The 17,902-nt window shown below is 42.0% G+C and carries 15 protein-coding genes; 4 read left to right on the top strand and 11 right to left on the bottom strand.

From position 1 onward, the window contains the following. The first annotated feature begins 8 nt into the window (after positions 1–8). Complete coding sequence (locus tag K370_RS03085) at positions 9–1,538, top strand: helicase-related protein (RefSeq protein WP_047538109.1); 1,530 nt, start codon at positions 9–11, stop codon at positions 1,536–1,538. 10 nt (positions 1,539–1,548) lie between these two features. On the opposite strand, the gene K370_RS03090 is transcribed toward K370_RS03085, so the two are convergent. The 4 genes from K370_RS03090 to K370_RS12240 all read right to left on the bottom strand — a co-directional run bounded on the left by K370_RS03090 (position 1,549) and on the right by K370_RS12240 (position 4,439). After that, positions 1,549–2,562, bottom strand: coding sequence for a zinc-binding alcohol dehydrogenase family protein (locus tag K370_RS03090; RefSeq protein WP_047538112.1), 1,014 nt, complete (start codon positions 2,560–2,562; stop codon positions 1,549–1,551). Positions 2,563–2,711: 149 nt separating this feature from the next. Further along, on the bottom strand, positions 2,712–3,302 hold the full coding sequence (locus K370_RS03095; protein ID WP_235272673.1) for a TetR/AcrR family transcriptional regulator: 591 nt from the start codon (positions 3,300–3,302) through the stop codon (positions 2,712–2,714). 148 nt (positions 3,303–3,450) lie between these two features. Then, positions 3,451–3,972 carry a cytochrome b gene (locus K370_RS03100; RefSeq protein WP_047538119.1) on the bottom strand — a complete coding sequence of 174 codons (522 nt, stop codon included), beginning with the start codon at positions 3,970–3,972 and terminating at the stop codon, positions 3,451–3,453. Positions 3,973–4,028: 56 nt separating this feature from the next. After that, complete coding sequence (locus tag K370_RS12240; RefSeq protein WP_047538126.1) at positions 4,029–4,439, bottom strand: hypothetical protein; 411 nt, start codon at positions 4,437–4,439, stop codon at positions 4,029–4,031. 224 nt (positions 4,440–4,663) lie between these two features. Here K370_RS12240 and K370_RS03110 point away from each other — a divergent pair, with 224 nt between their 5' ends. Then, positions 4,664–5,644 (top strand): helix-turn-helix domain-containing protein, encoded by a 981-nt coding sequence (locus K370_RS03110; RefSeq protein WP_047538128.1) that lies wholly within the window; start codon positions 4,664–4,666, stop codon positions 5,642–5,644. A gap of 11 nt (positions 5,645–5,655) precedes the next feature. On the opposite strand, the gene K370_RS03115 is transcribed toward K370_RS03110, so the two are convergent. From K370_RS03115 to tsaE, 3 genes are all read right to left on the bottom strand, one after another. Then, positions 5,656–6,339, bottom strand: a complete 684-nt coding sequence (locus K370_RS03115) for an MgtC/SapB family protein (protein WP_047538130.1) — start codon at positions 6,337–6,339, stop codon at positions 5,656–5,658. A gap of 250 nt (positions 6,340–6,589) precedes the next feature. Next, positions 6,590–7,957, bottom strand: a complete 1,368-nt coding sequence (locus tag K370_RS03120) for an N-acetylmuramoyl-L-alanine amidase (protein ID WP_047538139.1) — start codon at positions 7,955–7,957, stop codon at positions 6,590–6,592. A gap of 57 nt (positions 7,958–8,014) precedes the next feature. Further along, on the bottom strand, positions 8,015–8,608 hold the full coding sequence (gene tsaE, locus K370_RS03125) for a tRNA (adenosine(37)-N6)-threonylcarbamoyltransferase complex ATPase subunit type 1 TsaE (RefSeq protein ID WP_081977140.1): 594 nt from the start codon (positions 8,606–8,608) through the stop codon (positions 8,015–8,017). On the opposite strand from tsaE, the gene queG reads away from it, so the two are divergent. After that, on the top strand, positions 8,609–9,715 hold the full coding sequence (queG, locus tag K370_RS03130) for a tRNA epoxyqueuosine(34) reductase QueG (RefSeq protein ID WP_047538143.1): 1,107 nt from the start codon (positions 8,609–8,611) through the stop codon (positions 9,713–9,715). Positions 9,716–9,735: 20 nt separating this feature from the next. Here the strand turns inward: queG and K370_RS03135 are convergent, their stop codons facing one another. The 4 genes from K370_RS03135 to glgC form a co-directional block, all read right to left on the bottom strand. Beyond that, positions 9,736–10,656 carry an ROK family protein gene (locus K370_RS03135; RefSeq protein ID WP_047538146.1) on the bottom strand — a complete coding sequence of 307 codons (921 nt, stop codon included), beginning with the start codon at positions 10,654–10,656 and terminating at the stop codon, positions 9,736–9,738. Next, positions 10,657–12,156, bottom strand: coding sequence for a 4-alpha-glucanotransferase (gene malQ / locus K370_RS03140; RefSeq protein WP_047538149.1), 1,500 nt, complete (start codon positions 12,154–12,156; stop codon positions 10,657–10,659). A 118-nt stretch (positions 12,157–12,274) separates the two neighbouring features. After that, the gene (locus tag K370_RS03145; protein ID WP_047538152.1) at positions 12,275–14,017 is read right to left on the bottom strand and encodes a glycoside hydrolase family 57 protein; all 1,743 of its coding nucleotides are present in this window, start codon (positions 14,015–14,017) and stop codon (positions 12,275–12,277) included. A 189-nt stretch (positions 14,018–14,206) separates the two neighbouring features. Continuing rightward, the gene (gene glgC / locus K370_RS03150; RefSeq protein WP_047538155.1) at positions 14,207–15,475 is read right to left on the bottom strand and encodes a glucose-1-phosphate adenylyltransferase; all 1,269 of its coding nucleotides are present in this window, start codon (positions 15,473–15,475) and stop codon (positions 14,207–14,209) included. A gap of 174 nt (positions 15,476–15,649) precedes the next feature. Between glgC and glgB the strand changes: the two genes are divergently transcribed. Continuing rightward, on the top strand, positions 15,650–17,824 hold the full coding sequence (gene glgB, locus K370_RS03155; protein ID WP_047538157.1) for a 1,4-alpha-glucan branching protein GlgB: 2,175 nt from the start codon (positions 15,650–15,652) through the stop codon (positions 17,822–17,824). Positions 17,825–17,902: the final 78 nt, after the last annotated feature.

A 17,902-nucleotide genomic window follows, 5' to 3' on the forward strand; every position in this document is an offset into this window, starting at 1 on the left:
CGTTCAGAATGAAATTAGCCAACCTAAATTTAGATGATTACGCATTCAGCTTTGCAAAAGCGCGTGCAATGAAGCGTCATCATCACTTTTATGTGGGGCCGACCAATTCAGGTAAAACCTATCACGCACTTAACACTTTAATTGCGGCAAAATCTGGCGTTTATTTAGCGCCACTACGTCTGTTGGCAATGGAAGTACGCGACAAATTAATGGAATCTGGCGTGCCATGCAATCTGATTACCGGTGAAGAACGTGTGATGATTGCAGGCGCACAACATACCGCGTCTACCATCGAAATGATGAATCCCACCAAGTTGGTGGATGTCGCGATTATTGATGAGATTCAGATGCTGCAGGATCCCGATCGCGGCAGCGCATGGACTGCTGCTTTGGTCGGCGTGCCAGCCAGGCAAGTGTTTATATGCGGCTCGAATGCTGTCACGGCGCTATGTTTGCGCGCAATTGAGCATTTAAATGAAACGGCTGAAATCACCGAGCTGCAGCGCATGACGCCATTGATATTGGAAGATGACAGCTTATGCGGCGCACGATATAGCAAGCCAAAGTTAAAAACCAAGCTAAGAAAAGGCGATGCGATTATTGCCTTTTCGCGCAAAGATGTACTTACTTTTTCAGCCCGATTTCGCCAATGGGGATTTACAGTTGCCAGCATTTACGGCGCTTTATCCCCTGAAGTACGCAGACATGAATCCGCACGTTTTTGCAATAATGAGGCGGATATCCTAGTCGCAACGGATGCCATTGGTATGGGCTTGAACTTACCGATTCGGCGCGTGATTTTTGCCAATATCTTTAAATTTGATGGCGTTGCATCGCGCTTGTTGAATGCCACCGAAGTGCGCCAGATTGCAGGTCGTGCGGGTCGCTTCGGTATTTACGATAATGGTTATGTGAATATCATGGAAGACGATGAGCGCTTTCATATCGCACATATGCTGGCAACTGACGATACATCTGATTTGCAAAAGCTGCCGATTGCCGCCAATATTGGTCAGATAGAAGCCATTTCAAACCAATTGCATACTGCTAAAATTGCAGAGTGTTTGGAGTATTTTGCCGACCGCCTGCAATTTAATCATGCTTTATTTGCGTTAAGTAAAATCGCCGCGCAGCTAAATCAGGCCTTGTTGGTGGATACGTTTGCGCCAAATCTATCGTTAAAAGATAAATTTATTTTCACCTGCGCGCCCATTGCTATTAACGTGAATATTGAAAAAGATTACTTTCTGCTGTGCTTAAAAAGCGTGGTTGAGCATACAATCCGCACATTGCCACCCGCACCTATTTGGCTGGATTCAAGCAACGCAAAACATTTGGAAACTGCGGAAATATTAAGTCAAAATATCAGCTTATACGCTTGGTTAAGCTATAAATTTCCGCAGATTTTTGTAGATGCTGAGCAGATTCCATATTTAAGGCAATCGGTCAGCCGTTATATTGAACGCGCGCTGCTTACGCAAACAGGTTATGGCGATACACAGCGCGAGAACGACTTGTTGAAACATATCAGCCGCTAACTCTGTACGATTACCAGCCTGATAAAACTAATTTGCCGATTGTTGTGCCAGATTCAAGCTGCGCATGCGCTTTGCGCAAATTTTCGGCATTTATTGGCCTTAATACTTGGTTAAGTGTGGTCGTCAAAGTACCCGCATCTATCAATTGCGCGACGTGTTGCAAAATCTGATGCTGCGCAATCATGTCATCGGTTTTGAACATTGATCGCGTGAACATAAATTCCCACACAAACGTTGCACTTTTGCTTTTTAGTAAATCCAGATTCACGGGTTTTGCAGTTTCTACAATCGAACAGATTTTACCCTGCGGCTTGATAATCGCTGCCATAACTTCAAAATAGCCATCGGTATCGTTATTACACAAAATGTAGTCTGGTTGAATATTTAACTGACTTATTTCCTGTAATAGTTGATGGTGATTGAGCACGATATCTGCGCCTAAATCACGCACCCAGGCAGTGGTTTCCGGGCGTGAAGCCGTTGCGATGACGTTTAGCCCTGCCACTTTTTTAGCTAATTGAATCGCAATAGAACCAACTCCACCCGCAGCACCGATGATTAAAATACTTTTATCTTTGTTTTTATTCGCGTCTTGCGCGATACCTAAGCGGTCAAACAACGCTTCCCAAGCAGTCACTGCAGTAAGCGGCAATGCGGCGGCGGCTTCAAAATTCAAACTTTGCGGTTTGTGCCCCACAATGCGCTCATCCATCAACTGATATTCCGCGTTGCAACCGCTGCGGGTGACATCACCCGCGTAATACACTAGATCGCCCACTTTAAACAAAGTGACCGCGTCGCCCACGGCAATCACCTCACCTGCGGCATCCCAGCCTAACACTTTAGGTGTGGTTTCCACTTTATCTTTTGGCTTACGCACTTTAGTATCCACCGGATTTACTGCAATCGCACAGATTTTCACCAGCAAATCATGACTTAATGGCTCAGGTATTGCGAGTTCAATATCCACCAGAGAATCTGGATTTTCTATCGGCAAATATCGGGTAAGTGCGATGGCCTTCATTTTTTTCTCCTGCTATTTAAGTATAGTTAAACTCCAATTCATTGCTTAGGATTGAAATAAAACATTCGTCATGTGTCAATGATTAGACTAGTCGACTAATCATCTGCCAAATAAAAAAGCGCACTTAATCTGGTTAAGCAAGGTGATATCTAAACTAATGAATCCAATTTGTTTTTGAGTGAATGCATTGCAGATTCGAGTGCATCACGCGAGCGATTCACTTTAGTTAATAGTGTGGCGCCAATCCACATATAATAGATTTCATTTGTGACAAATCTTGCGTCCAAATGTTCAGGCAACTCACCGTTATCAATGCCCTCTTGCACGCATTCCGCAATACGGCTGATGATACGATCGGTGCCATGTTTTAGGGTAATCCGCATGGTTTCGGATAAATCGGTGACTTCTGCACTTAACTTAACCACCAAACATTTATCGTGCGTTGTATCCGCCGTTTGCGTGTCTAACCAATTTTGAAAATATGCCAGCAGGCGCGATTTGACTGAGCCGTTTTCCGGGCTGAGTTTTGCGTCAAGCTGTGTTAAATAACCATCCAGATAGTCTTCCAGCAACGCATCACCAAATTGCTCTTTGGATTTGAAATAGTGATAAAACGAACCTTTAGGCACATTGGCTTGCGTTAATATCTCGTTCAAACCAACCGCCGCAAAACCTTTCCCCAGCATAATATTTTTAGCAGTATCAATAATCTGCTGCCGCGTATCGGTAAATTTATGCATTGTCTGTGCTTGAGCCATCAGGCATTATGACATCGACTAGACCAATCGTCTAGTCAGTTATTTGCAGGCGATTAAAACACCCCCTACCGGTTAATAGCTTCACCACGTGACCCATAAAGTTCGGCCTGTGGAAGGCATGTCAGTTTATTTAGTCATCTGTTAACCCGAATATTTGGTGATAGATAGCTGCACTGATATGTATTGCCAGCAAAGGATAAATCATGATCGAAATAAAGAAATGAGTATTCAGCGCAAAATTATTCAGCAATGTGTGTTTTTCAATAAATGGTATTAGCTCAAATAAATTAAATAGTTGAATAGGTTTTCCTGCCGTGACTAACATCACAATGCCAGCGACACATTGTGCGATTAAGACGATATAAATACATCTGTGCAGGGAAATGGCTGCCAGTTTTTGCCAACTTTTAATACTGTACGATTTAATGGGGTTGTGATTAACGTTACGCCAAGTTAAGCGCGCCAATATAACTAAAAAGAAAACCAGCCCAATCGACGAATGCGAAGCAGTCAGCTTTAATTTTTCCGGGCTTGCTAACATCCCTTCAAATTGGCTTGCTATAACAATGAGCGTAAGCAGCAACAAGACACTCGTCCAATGTAATATTCTTGCAATTAAGCCGTACTGCGTTTTCGTGTTTTTAATATTCATATTATCTATATAGTCACGCAATAATCCACATGTTTGGCGCTTATTGGATTAACGTTTTATTTAAGCGAATATCTAAACACTTTGATTGCTGCCAGGCCAAAGCCAATGGTTGTCAGCGTGATAGTGGTATAAATAAAAACACCTATTAGTGGTGAAGTTGAATCAGGAAATACTGAATTCAGTATGAATGCCGTAGGGTTACCAATTGATCCAATTGCCATAGGCCAAATAACATATTTCGGCAAGGTGATTTTAGAAGCATAAAAACCCAGCAATAGCATTGTCATCATCAAAAAATCTAAATGAGCTGATAACAGTTTGTCCGTATTTTGGAAGATATTCAGGAAGAAAGAAAGTTTCATTCCTTTTGTGAAAACCAGGCACCACGCTAGTACCAATGCTATTAATAGGCTAATACATGCAACTCTAAGTAAGATTACATTACCAGCATGTTTGTCTCCAACCATTTTTACTCCCTAAAAATTTTACTTATTTCCCTGAATATTTTTTACTGTAGTTTTTGCAACTAATCAGTCATCACGTAGGTTAATGGAGAGTTTCATTAAATTCTTGCTTATGGCGGCACAGATATTTGACTGAAACGGAAGTTTGCCAAATTGAGCCATATATAGATATACAGGAATTGGGATAGAATATTTGTTATAACGTAAAGGCGTAGAGGTAAATTTCAATGGAATCCAAGCCGGATAAACTACCAAGAATGATTTTATCTACAGCTAGCGTAGATAAAATTAACAGGCGAGAATGGTTGCAAGACATTATTAGTCGTGAATATACAAAAGTGGAAGTTATCCCGCATGCGAATATTAATGTGTTTAATGAAATGTCTCTCTATACACTGGATAAGCTGCGTTTATCGGTGGTACGGTCAAATGCGCTCACGATTAAGCGCAAAAAGCACGAGCCCTATCATGCCAGTCAAGATAATTACCTTGGTGTAATTCTTCTTTCTGGGAGCTATCATTTAGAACAGGGTGGGCGTGAAGTTTATCTCAACCCTGGCGATATATCGATTTATGATGCCACTCTCCCTCACCAAATCAGCTGCTCTCGAAGTTTCTCAAAAATCCTCATTACCATTCCAAGAGCAATGATGCGTGCAAGACTCTCAGGGGTCGAGCACTGCACGGCTCTACGTATTCCTGGCAATCTAGGCATAGGCACAATTACAACCAATTTTATTCGTAATGTTGTACAGGAAGCAGAAAATATGAGTGATTGGGGTATCTCTGCATTAGCTGAACAATCCCTTGATTTATTTACCCTGTCACTTGCATCTTTAAACTCTCAAAGCTACTACTTGTCACGCAGTCGTTCAACTGCTCTCCAGAGTGTAAAAAGCTTCGTTGAAAGCCACTTAGCAGACCCGATGCTTGACACTGCAATGGTTGTAACAGGCACCGGGTTTTCTGCCCGGTATATAAACGATCTTTTAAATGATAACGACACATCCCTGATGCGTTATATATTGCAGCGTCGTCTAGAAAGGTGTAGTAAAGACTTGTTAAGCTTGCTACATACAAATCACAATATTTCGGAGATTGCCCTGAACTGGGGCTTCAATGATCTCTCACATTTCAGCCGTACATTTAAGAAAAAATACGGCTGTAGCCCAAATCAGTATAGGCATGATTACTCCGTTACACTTTAAAAGTGTAACTATTATTTTTTTAAGGTGACAGCAATAACACCTTCGATTGCCTGGAGTTTTTCAATCGCACTATTTAACACTTCTTTCTTAACGCTTCGTAAAAATGAATAAGTGATAAAAGTTTCAGTTGCATTACTTTTATTTAGTGTGATTTCGTTGATTAATAATCCCTTAGTCTCCATGGTCGATTGCAGATCCAATAATGATATCTTCTTCAAGTCGACATGAATCAATAACTGTCTATTCAAATGCCGGTTAAATATTCGACGTTCTATAGGCTTGATCAAGCCAAGAATCACAACAACTAGTACTGTTGTAAATATTGCGGCTATGTATAATCCACCACCGACAGCAAGGCCAATTCCTGCAACTGTCCATAAACTGGCGGCTGTGGTAAGTCCACGAATAACTTGCTGCCTGAAGAATAAAATCGTTCCTGCACCTAGAAACCCGATTCCACTGACGACTTGTGCGGCGACGCGAGATGGATCTAGAGCGATTGCCTGTGAGCCTTCTTTTAAAACATCTGCAAATCCAAAAGCCGACACAATCATAATAAGGCTCGACCCCAAGCATACCAACATGTGTGTGCGCAATCCTGCAGCCCATTCCAGGCGCTCACGTTCTAAACCAACAAGCCCTCCCAGAAAGGCAGCAATTGCAAGCCTTAAAATAGTGTCTTCAGGCGACAGCATATAATCTCCGATAGTTGATTAGATTGGCTACGGCAGAAAAGCCAAGTTTAGTTTAAATCGTCCTAGTTGTTTTTAATAAGAATATTTGGTTATATATATAAAACCAAATAATTGTAGTCAGAAAACGCTTAACTTAAAACTCAGTTTTGAATTAGCTTCAATATTAAAATCAATGTCTGCTACGGGTCGTTACCTGTCATTATCACGACATTATGCTTAGATTTAATCTCTAAATATTAGTAACTACGATTTAATTTCTGGCAAATGCAGGCTGGGTGGAAAAATACTTTTTAATACCCGTCAAAATAGAGTTAACCAGTTTATCTTGGTACGCGTCGTCGTTCAGTTTTCGCTCTTCTTCTGGATTACTGATGAATGCCGTTTCAACCAAAATAGACGGTATATCAGGCGATTTTAGTACCGCAAAACCTGCTTGCTCTACATGGTTTTTATGCAATTTATTAATATCGCCAATTTGGCTTAACACGTGTTTGCCTAGTTTCAAGCTATCATTAATCATCGCCGTTTGCGATAAATCTAATAAGGTTCTGGCTAATACTGGATCTCTTCCACCCAAACTCACACCGCCGATTAAATCAGATTCATTTTCTTTTTTAGCTAAATAGCGCGCACCGGCACTGGTAGCACCTTTTTCGGATAGCGCAAACACTGACGAACCACGTGCTGCAGGGTTAGTAAACGCATCGGCATGAATCGACACGAATAGATCGGCTTTTAATTTACGCGCTTTAACCACACGCATACCCAGCGGCACAAAATAATCGCCATCACGTGTTAACACCCCGCGCATATTGGGTTCAGCATCAATCTTTGCTTTGAGTTTTTTGGCAATCGACAATGTAATCACTTTTTCATGACTGCCATTTGCACCACGTGCGCCCGGATCCTCTCCGCCATGACCTGCATCGATTGCAATGGTAATAAGTCGCGCACCTTCTTTATTCTTAATGCTGGTTTCAGCCGTTATAGCAGGTTCGGTATTTTCTGTTGGGCTGCCTATTGTCGGGGCGTTAGGCAGCTCAACTGTCTCAGGCTCACTGCCAGCATTAGGCGGCAATGGTTCGACCACTGGCTTGACTTGCTCAGTATTACCGCTGTCAGTCGCGTTAGCAGCCGTATTTTCTGCAGCTTGTTTGCTCAACATTGCCATCAACTCATCTTGCAATGGATAAATATCCAACACCAATCGGTATTTATACTCACCCGCTGGCGTCAAAGCAAAAATGCTCGGCTTCACTTCACCTTTTAGATCCACCACAACGCGCACGACATTAGCTTTAAAATTGGCAACACGCACCTGTTGAATATAGGGGTCGCTGGATAAAATTTTGTCCGATAACGTTTTAAGCACATTGTTTAAATCGATATTTTCAATATCCAGCACCAATCGGTCAGGATTTTTTAGAATCAATAATTGATGCTTGATTGGTGCTTCAGATTCCAATGTAATGCGCGTGTAATCTTGCGCAGGCCACACACGCGCAGCAGTGATTGAGTTAGCAGAATAGGTGTTGAAACTGACTAATAATAAGGCGATAACAACTAAAAACTGACTGATTATTTTATTTGGAATATTGATTAAGTTGCTATTGATCATTTAAAGCCTAAACTCAATTTAAGTGATTTAACATGTTTTCCTGATTTTAGTGACCGCTTATTCAAGTTTAAACTCGATTAAGTTAAAACGTTGCGCCTGACTAGAATGAACAGAGTGATTATTTGACTTCGGATTAACCAGAAACTGGATTTTTCTCTGTAGTTCATCGTGTATTAAATACACATGAATATCTGGTTCTGGCAGCAAATCGCCTGCTTTTTCTGGCCATTCGATCAAACAAATGCTTTGCGGATTGAAATATTCTCTAAAGCCACTTGCTTCCCATTCATCTTCATCGGCAAATCGATATAAATCAAAATGATAGATATTATATCTAGAAAACACATAAGGTTCTACCAAGGTATAAGTTGGGCTTTTTACTTTGCCAGAAAAACCTAAACCTTGTATAAATCCGCGTGTAAACGTGGTTTTTCCTGCACCTAAATCTCCATGCAGATAAACAACTAAACCAGTTTTTAATTGGTGTGAAACCACATATTTTGCAAACTGTGCGCCTGCGGACAAGGTGGCCGACTCATCTGTTAATGTCGCCTGCTTTGAAAAAGCATCGTTCAATAAAACACTAATAGGTGTAGAAGTAATGTTGCCTGAAGTTAAATCGTCAGAAAAAAGTGTAATATCATTCGCCATATGCAATCAAATCAACCCATCATTGAGTCTAACGACTGGAGCAAGCTTGCCGCCGACATCAAGCGCTGGGGGCAGGAACTGGGGTTTGCCGAAATTGGAATTACCGACACTGATCTGACAAATGCGGAAACAAAACACCAAGCATGGATTAAAAAAGGCTTTCATGGTGACATGGATTATATGGCAAAACACGGCACGAAGCGAAGCCGGCCTGCCGAATTAGTCCCAAATACCGTGCGCGTTATCTCAGCACGACTAGATTATCTGCCGCCAAAAGCTAAAAACAGCTGGCAAGTAATAAATGATGGTGAGCAAGCATTTATATCGCGCTATGCTTTGGGGCGTGATTATCATAAGGTGATGCGGCAGAAATTACAGAAGCTGTGTGACAGAATACAGACTGAATTGCCGATTGAACTAAAGGATTTTGAAAACCAAGATTTTGAATACCGCGCATTTACGGATAGCGCACCGGTATTAGAAGTGGCACTGGCCGAAAAAGCTGGTTTAGGTTGGCGCGGCAAACATACTTTATTGCTGAATAAGAATCATGGATCCTGGTTTTTTTTGGGCGAGATATACACCAACCTGCCTTTACCAATTGATGCGCAAGCAACAAATCACTGTGGCACCTGTTCCGCCTGTATCGATATCTGCCCCACTCGCGCCATTACCGCACCCTATGAAGTGGATGCGAGGCGCTGCATCTCCTATTTAACCATCGAGCTTAAAACAGCCATACCAGTTGAATTCAGGCCATTAATCGGCAACCGCGTGTATGGTTGTGATGATTGCCAGTTGGCTTGCCCGTGGAATAAGTTTGCAGAAATCACGCAAGAGCCTGATTTTAATATCCGCAACGGCTTAGACAGTGTGAGCTTAATCGAATGCTTTGGCTGGAGCGAAACTGATTTTCAACAAAAAATGGCGGGCAGCGCGATTTATCGCATCGGTTTTACACAATGGTTGCGCAATATTGCGGTGGGTTTGGGTAATGCGCCGACCTCACCTGAAATCGTGAAAGCTTTAGAGTCACGTAAAAATGATGAAGACGATTTAGTGCGGGAACATGTTTCTTGGGCTTTACAGCAGCATGCTAAAACTTAATGCTTTTTTTAACTCAAAACTTAAGCATTAACAGATAACATCGCAGCACCCAGCATGCCTGCTATATCGTCTGCTCCTGATACATTTACGTTAATTTTTCCACGCAACACCGCGATTAAATCCATATCTAATTGCGCATTAAAACTATCCTGCATCAAATCCCAAGATGCGCTCAAACCGCCGCCAATGATCACATTGGGTACATCAATGATTTTTTGTATATGCGCCATCACTTGCCCGAGTGCGCGACCTGCCTCATTAAATGCAGCTTGTGCTTGCACATCGTTTTCAATCGCCAATTTGGCAAGTTCAAATGCGTTAAGTCTATTTTGTGTGGCTAAAAAATAACTATTTCCCACACCTGTTGCTGAGGCGTATTGCTCCAAGCAGCCACGATTGCCACAACCACACAATCGGCCATTTGGCTCGACGGTGATATGCCCTACTTCCATCGCAACGCCATGTGCACCAGAAAACGGCTTACCATCAATAATTAATCCGCCGCCTACCCCGGTGCCAAGTCCAATATAAATCAAGCCTGCGCTCGGTTTGCCATTCAAACAATATTCACCGTAAGCGGCTGCCAATGCATCATTTTCTACGACAACTTTTTTAGCAATTATCCGACTTAGATCACAACTTAAATTCACATCCTTTAAGCCAGGTAAATTAGGCGCTTGTGCAATGCACTGCGTTTGCGGGTGAATAAACCCAGGAAAACCAATGCCAATTGTTTGAATATCAGGATATCGAATAAATTCAGATTGAATGGCACTTGTAAGAACTCTAAGAATTTGCTGCCAAGCGACATCAGGTAGATTATTTTTACAGGTTTGCATAAAATCTGCCTGAAAGCGCGTTTCATTAACAAGCTGCAGGCCATCAAATACGCCCAATCGACAATTGGTACCACCGATATCAATGCCAATAGACTTACTCATTTAGTGAATACCGTTTGCTCTACCGAATTTTGAAATAGAATCAGCAAATGCCTGCTTAAGTCGCGGCGTTAATTGCTGCCAATCGAATTTCCAAACCCAGTTCCCCCCCAAAGTGCCAGGCGTGTTCATGCGACTTGTGCTATCCAGCGCTAAAATATCCTGCATAGGAATAATGACCAAATCAGCGTTTGTCGCCAAAGCCATATCAATTAAAGCAGCTGGCATGGCTGGCTCATGATTATTCAGTACAGCATGCAGATGATGCTTAGCATGTTCTTCTAAACTTAGGTACCAGCCCAAGCTAGTGTCATTATCATGCGTGCCTGTGTAAACCACACTATTTGGCTCTATATTATTTGGTAAGTACAAATTATCATCGCCGCCGCCAAAAGCAAACTGCAATATCTTCATGCCGGGCAGGTTGTAATGATGCCTTAAAGCGTTTACTTCATCCGTGATAACGCCTAAATCTTCTGCCACAAGACACATTTTTTTAAAGTGTTTTTTAATCGCCCACAAAAGTGCGTATCCAGGCGCCAAACGCCACACACCATTCATTGCCGTTGCTTCACTGGCGGGTATTTCCCATGCGGCTTGTAATCCTCTAAAATGATCGATACGCACCATATCGAACATTCTATTTTGCGTCGCCATGCGCTGAATCCACCATTTGAAGCCATGATTCTTCATCGCGCTCCAGTTGTAATGTGGATTACCCCAACGCTGGCCAGTGGCAGAAAAATAGTCGGGCGGCACACCTGCAACAACAGTCATGTTGTAACGTTTATTCAATTTAAATAAGTTAGGATTAGCCCACACATCCGCACTATCAAACGCCACAAAAATCGGAATATCGCCAAACATGGCAATATTTTTATTGTTCGCGTATTGCTTTAATGCACTCCACTGCTCAAAAAAAACAAATTGAGTAAACTGAATCAGGCCGATTTCCGCCGTATGTTGCTTTCTAAGCAAGTTAAGCGTTTTTGCGTCGCGTTTTTTATATGCTTCCGGCCAATTATTCCAACTGGCTTGATCAAAACGTTTGCGCAACACCAAAAACAAAGAAAAATCTTTTAGCCAGCTACTGTGTTTTCTACAAAATTTTCGGTATGCAATATATTCGCTAGAATCCACATTCTCCGACAAAGCCGTAAAAGCTTTTTCAAGTAGTTGTTGGCGATACTCTGCATTTGAATCAGTGTCATGCAGTTTTGTATCGTACAACTGAGCATCAGCGGTTGATATCAGGCCGTTTTTTTCCAGGTTTTCACCCAGCTTTTGCATGTTAATAAAAGCAGGATTGCCCGCATGTGCACTTAAACACTGATACGGAGAGCCATCGCCATGCGGCATATTCAAAGGTAACGTTTGCCAAACACTGGCTCCAATTTCACTTAAAAAATCCACAAATCGCAATGCGTGCTCACCAAGCGTGCCATCTGGCAAGGAGCTAATATGCAATAAAACACCTACTTTGCGTTGTTGTGACTTTTTCATCTTCTTTTCTTTACTTGCTGTGTTTTTTTAATATTCCAACGCTTAATTTTCTATATTTACATATCCCAACTCATAAACAGCTAATCGTACTGACCAAATATGAAGCGAATATTAACGGTTACTGCTCTTGTCCTCTACGCATTGTTCCACTGTTTGCATCACTTTCCGTTTGGCTGTCACCCGTACTGATAGAAACGTTCAGATGCTCAGGAATCGGTAGCTTTAATAAGCGATATAAATTCATTAAGTTGCGACGATAAAGCTGGTCAAAACTACTGACACTCTGTGCCGCGTTGTAGTCGCCCAACCACCAGAACCAATCAGAGCCTTCGCAAACAGACAACTGCTCCTCAGCACGTTTTTTTTCTTCCGCACTTAATTTGCTCGATCGAAATACCTTGTCATAGGCTTTTTTAGCCTCACACAATAAATCCCAGCCATAATTCTTATCAGTACTGCCAATCCACGTACTAAAACTGCCATATACCCAGCTACCAGCTGAAATCTCAGACAAAGAGCCACATTGAACTTTATAGGCATTTTCACTTGGTGTTTTAATGATTTGTAACACTTCAGACTGCGTCACCATCTCTATATTAGGATGATTGACCAGCGCCTCATAAAGTTCGGTTAAAAAGTAATGCCCGTTATAAGGATAATATTCCCAAGCGTTCTCACCATCTAAAATAACGCTCACCACAGGATTTTCCTCGCGCTGGTAAGTGTTATAAATATGCTCTAAAGTTTGAACAAAGTCGCTTACCGCCTCGCTACTATGCAATTTAGAATACTCAAAGCCGATTTTGTCAGACAGCCTGTCATCTCTAAAAAAACAGATGATTTCATCGCTGCCTTTACTGACTTTATAAGGCCTGTACAAATAATCATGACGTGACAATAAAGCTTTTTTAGGGTTAGATTTACGTAAGCTATTGGCTAAAACACCCTCTCCGGAAGCCGCCCATTGCACACCCTGGTTGGCCATCAACAGCAAACTTTCTTTTGAAACTGCGCCTTCTGATGGCCACATGCCCTTAGGTGCTATGCCGAAACGACGCTTGTGTGAAGCGGTAGCACCTTCCAGATGATTGATTGCACGCGCAACGCCACCTGGGTAATTTGCCGCTTTAGGCAAAGGTGCATCTGCCATGGCATCGTGCGTGGTTTTAAAATCAATCAGCAATGGCAGAATTGGGTGGTAATGTGGCGTACTGGATATTTCAATTTGGCCTGACTCTGCCAACTTTTTATAGCGTGGAATCAAATTACTAATCAACTCGCCCACTAAAGTATATAAAGCCAAACGCTCTTCATTAGTGAATTTTTTGCCTTTGCTCATCAAATTTTGCACAAAGACACTATTTTGGCGCACGCTTTCGCCCATCCAGGCCAAGTGGTACCACACCAGTAAATCCGATAAATACTGACCGGACAAATAGGTTAAGTCATCGCGACCATCTTCCGTTAAAAACTGAAACATCTTATAAAGCCGCTCGTAATCAGGAAACGGCTTCAGCATCTTTTCATGATAACTTTTGAAACAGCTATCTTTAATCAGTTGACACTCTTCGGGTGAAATTACCCGTAAATCGCTGGTGCCAAGTAATTTTAAAATAGGATCTTTAATGCAATCGGTTTTAAATTGCTGTGCATAGTCTTCCAACTGATCCAGCAGAATAGGCACAAAGTTAAAACTCACCTTGGCTTTCGGATTCATTTCTAAATGGTAAACCATATCCGAGTAGTCTTTAATGGCATGCAAATAGGTCCATGGCAAAACATACTCGCCTGAAATTGAATCGCGATAATCTGGCTGATGCATATGCCAGTAGAGTGAAATTAATAATTTGGGTTGATTCATCACTTTAAAGCTTCACTTTTGTGTTATTTATCTTAAGTATTGTTTATCTTAAGTATTGTTTATCTTAGGTGTTATCTATCTTGGGTGTTGTTTCAATTTAACACTTTCGCTTTGGATATTTTTAATAGCTGCAATATAAAACCTGCCAGTAAAAACCAGGCGTAGTTTTATGCGCACATTAATTAATACTTACAACTTAAGCAGCATTGGTGCCGTGACTAATACAGTTCCTTTTTCAGACACATAGAAACGTTTTTTGTCAGCAGCCAAATCAAAACCAATTTCAATGCCTTCTGGAATTTGTACGCCTTTATCCACCACCACATTTTTAAGTTTAGCGTGTCGATGTATCACGACATTTGGCAATAAGACTGCGCCTTCGATATCGCAATAACTATGTACCCGCACATTAGAAAACAGCACTGAACTGGTTACACAAGAACCGCTAATTAAACAACCGCCCGATACGATTGAATCAGTTGCCTTGCCCGTTCTGCCCGCATCATTGAATACAAATTTAGCTGGTGGCACTTGCTCTTGATACGTCCAAATTGGCCATGCGTTATCGTACATATTGAGTTCCGGCGTGACGCGGGTAAGCTCCATATTGGCCTCCCAATAAGCATCTACCGTCCCAACATCGCGCCAATAATAGAAACCATTTTTTGCGCCAACACAACTCTCAGCGAAACGATGCGCATATACACGCGCACGTGAAATCAAATAAGGAATAATATCGCCGCCAAAGTCTTTGGCCGAATTTGGATCTGCTGCGTCGCGCGCCAACTCTTCATATAAAAACTGCGCATTAAACACATAAATGCCCATGCTGGCTAAAGCTTGCGTAGTATCGCCTGGCATATGTTTTGGCCGATCAGGTTTTTCAGCAAACTCAATAATACGATCTTCATTATCGACGGCCATTACACCAAAACTTTTGGCTTCTTCTAATGGCACATTCAAGCAAGCGATAGTCATATCGGCATTATTTTTAACATGCGTCGCCAGCATTTGGCCATAATCCATCTTGTAAATATGGTCACCCGCCAAAATAACCACATACTGCGCATTACTCGATTGCAAAATATCTATGTTTTGATACACCGCATCAGCTGTGCCTTTATACCAATCTTCATTATCGTTACGCTGAGATGCAGGCAATAATTCGATATATTCATTGAATTCGCCGTTTAAAAAACTCCAACCGCGTTGAATATGTCGAATTAAGCTATGGGATTTGTATTGCGTGATGATTCCAACACGTCGAATACCTGAATTAATACAATTAGATAGCGGAAAATCGATAATGCGGAACTTACCGCCGAAAGGTACTGCAGGTTTCGCGCGACGATTGGTTAAATCTTTTAGTCGACTGCCACGCCCACCAGCTAGAATCAGCGCAACAGTGTTCTTAGTCATTGTACTGATGAATCGTGCATTATTCACATCTTGTGTCATGTTTGCCCTCTCAATCTGATCAATAAAGAATAAACATTATTGTCTTACAGGCTAAACAGCCTTATTGGGCAATAAAAATTAATACGAACAAAACATTTGTTGTTATTAATTACAACTTAATTATAGGCCTAGATACGAGTTATAATCTAGTCTAATTAACCTGAATTTACTATTGTGACTAGCTCATCTGAACATAAACTTCATCTGATACTTGATGCAAAACATCATGACGCTTTTTCTTACTTAGGACTGCATAAAGAAGGTACTCAGTTTGTCTTCCGTACTTTCTTACCTTACGCAAGAAAAGTCAGCTTAAAGGTCAATACAAAATGGGTCGAATGTACGCGCACTCATGATTCAGGCATGTATGAGTGGCGTGGTAAAACTGCGCCAGCTTCACCTTGTATGCTCAAAATTGAAGCGGACAATCAAATACAAGAAGTGATTGATACCTACAGCTTCAGCCCAATACTTACTGAAGATGAATTACATCTATTCGGCGAAGGCCGTTTAAACCAAGCTTACAACACATTTGGCGCACATATTGTTGAGCATCAAGGCGTGCAAGGTGTGCAGTTTGCGGTTTGGGCACCCAATGCAGAGCGTGTTAGCGTAATTGGTAATTTCAACCAATGGGATGGTCGCGTTAATCCGATGCGCGTGCGTGGCCAGACTGGTGTTTGGGAGCTGTTTATTCCACACTTAACAGCAGATGCACTATATAAATTTGAAATCCGCAATCGCCACTCGCAAGCAATATTAGTTAAAACCGACCCTTTTGCACGTGAGTTTGAATTACGCCCCGGTACAGCGGCAAAAATATCCTCTAATATCGCTTTTAAATGGCAAGATAAAGCCTGGTTAAGCAAACGCGCCAGTGATGATTGGTTACACACACCATTTAACTGTTATGAAGTACATGTCGGCTCATGGCGCCGTAAAGATGGCAACGTATTGCTTTCGTATCGCGACTTAGCAGCAGAACTTGTGCCTTACGTGGTTGAGATGGGTTACACACATATTGAGCTACTGCCGATTACCGAGCACCCACTGAATGAGTCTTGGGGCTATCAGACCACAGGCTATTTTGGCGTCACCAATCGGTTTGGCTCTCCCGATGATTTGAAATTTCTGATTAATGCCTGCCATGCAGCCAATATTGGTGTGATTCTGGATTGGGTGCCAGGTCACTTCCCTAAAGATGAGTGGGCTTTGGCGCGTTTTGACGGCACCGCACTATATGAACATGAAGATCCGCGCATTGGCGAGCACCAAGATTGGGGCACACTGATTTTCAATTACGGCCGCAATGAAGTACGTAACTTTTTGATTGCCAGTGCTTATTTCTGGCTAAAAGAATTTCATATTGACGGACTCCGCGTAGATGCCGTTGCTTCCATGCTTTACTTGGATTATTCGCGCAAAGCTGGTGAATGGTTACCGAATAAATTTGGTGGCCGTGAGAATCTAGAAGCAATTGATTTCCTCAAACAACTCAATATGATTGTGCATCAAGACTTTCCTGGCGCATTAACCATTGCAGAAGAATCCACTGCCTGGCCAGCTGTATCTCGCCCTGTTTACCTCGGCGGACTAGGTTTCAGCATGAAGTGGAACATGGGCTGGATGAATGACACGCTGAGCTACATTGAAAATGATCCCGTACATCGCAAATACAATCACAGCCTGCTGACTTTTGGGCAACTGTATGCCTATTCTGAAAACTTTGTTTTACCGTTTTCACACGACGAAGTCGTGCATGGCAAAGGCTCGCTCATCGGAAAAATGCCAGGCGACTCCTGGCAAAAGTTCGCCAATTTGCGTTTATTAATGACACTGCAAATGACTACCCCGGGTAAAAAACTCAACTTCATGGGGAATGAAATTGCCCAAGGTCTAGAATGGAACGTTAATCGTAGCTTGGATTGGCATTTACTTGAACATGAATCGCACATTGGCATACAACGTGCCGCCCGCGATTTGAACATGCATTACCTTAAATTGAACTGCTTACACACGCTGGATTTTGACGTGCATGGTTTTGAATGGATTGACTGCCATGACTCTGATCAATCAATTATTAGCTTCATTAGGCGCGGCCTAGATAATTCTTTTGCTATAATAGTGTTAAATTTTACGCCTGTGTTACGTGAGAATTATCGAATTGGCGTGCCGCAGGCAGGCCAGTATGCAGAGATTTTCAATAGTGATGCTGCGTATTATGGCGGTAGTAATCAAGGTAATGGTGCGGGCTTACAAAGCGAAAATATTGCTTGGATGAACAAAGCGCAGTCACTCTTGATTACGCTACCGCCATTAGCAGGCTTAATCATTATGCACAAAAACTAATTAGTATGGATTTAACATTCATCAATAAACTGTCATTAATTAGGTATAAAAACACCACCCTATTAATTACAAATCACA

This window comes from Methylotenera versatilis 7 (assembly GCF_000799165.1).
GTDB classification, from domain to species: Bacteria; Pseudomonadota; Gammaproteobacteria; order Burkholderiales; family Methylophilaceae; genus Methylotenera_A; species Methylotenera_A versatilis_A.

Coding starts and splice junctions, on each gene's coding strand:
- K370_RS03115 (WP_047538130.1), bottom strand. CDS start 6,339: ATGCTGTCGCCTGAAGACACTATTTTAAGGCTTGCAATTGCTGCCTTT.
- K370_RS03110 (WP_047538128.1), top strand. CDS start 4,664: ATGGAATCCAAGCCGGATAAACTACCAAGAATGATTTTATCTACAGCT.
- K370_RS03095 (WP_235272673.1), bottom strand. CDS start 3,302: ATGCATAAATTTACCGATACGCGGCAGCAGATTATTGATACTGCTAAA.
- K370_RS03145 (WP_047538152.1), bottom strand. CDS start 14,017: ATGAATCAACCCAAATTATTAATTTCACTCTACTGGCATATGCATCAG.
- K370_RS03090 (WP_047538112.1), bottom strand. CDS start 2,562: ATGAAGGCCATCGCACTTACCCGATATTTGCCGATAGAAAATCCAGAT.
- queG (WP_047538143.1), top strand. CDS start 8,609: ATGCAATCAAATCAACCCATCATTGAGTCTAACGACTGGAGCAAGCTT.
- K370_RS03085 (WP_047538109.1), top strand. CDS start 9: ATGAAATTAGCCAACCTAAATTTAGATGATTACGCATTCAGCTTTGCA.
- K370_RS12240 (WP_047538126.1), bottom strand. CDS start 4,439: ATGGTTGGAGACAAACATGCTGGTAATGTAATCTTACTTAGAGTTGCA.
- glgC (WP_047538155.1), bottom strand. CDS start 15,475: ATGACACAAGATGTGAATAATGCACGATTCATCAGTACAATGACTAAG.
- malQ (WP_047538149.1), bottom strand. CDS start 12,156: ATGAAAAAGTCACAACAACGCAAAGTAGGTGTTTTATTGCATATTAGC.
- K370_RS03120 (WP_047538139.1), bottom strand. CDS start 7,957: ATGATCAATAGCAACTTAATCAATATTCCAAATAAAATAATCAGTCAG.
- K370_RS03135 (WP_047538146.1), bottom strand. CDS start 10,656: ATGAGTAAGTCTATTGGCATTGATATCGGTGGTACCAATTGTCGATTG.
- K370_RS03100 (WP_047538119.1), bottom strand. CDS start 3,972: ATGAATATTAAAAACACGAAAACGCAGTACGGCTTAATTGCAAGAATA.
- tsaE (WP_081977140.1), bottom strand. CDS start 8,608: ATGGCGAATGATATTACACTTTTTTCTGACGATTTAACTTCAGGCAAC.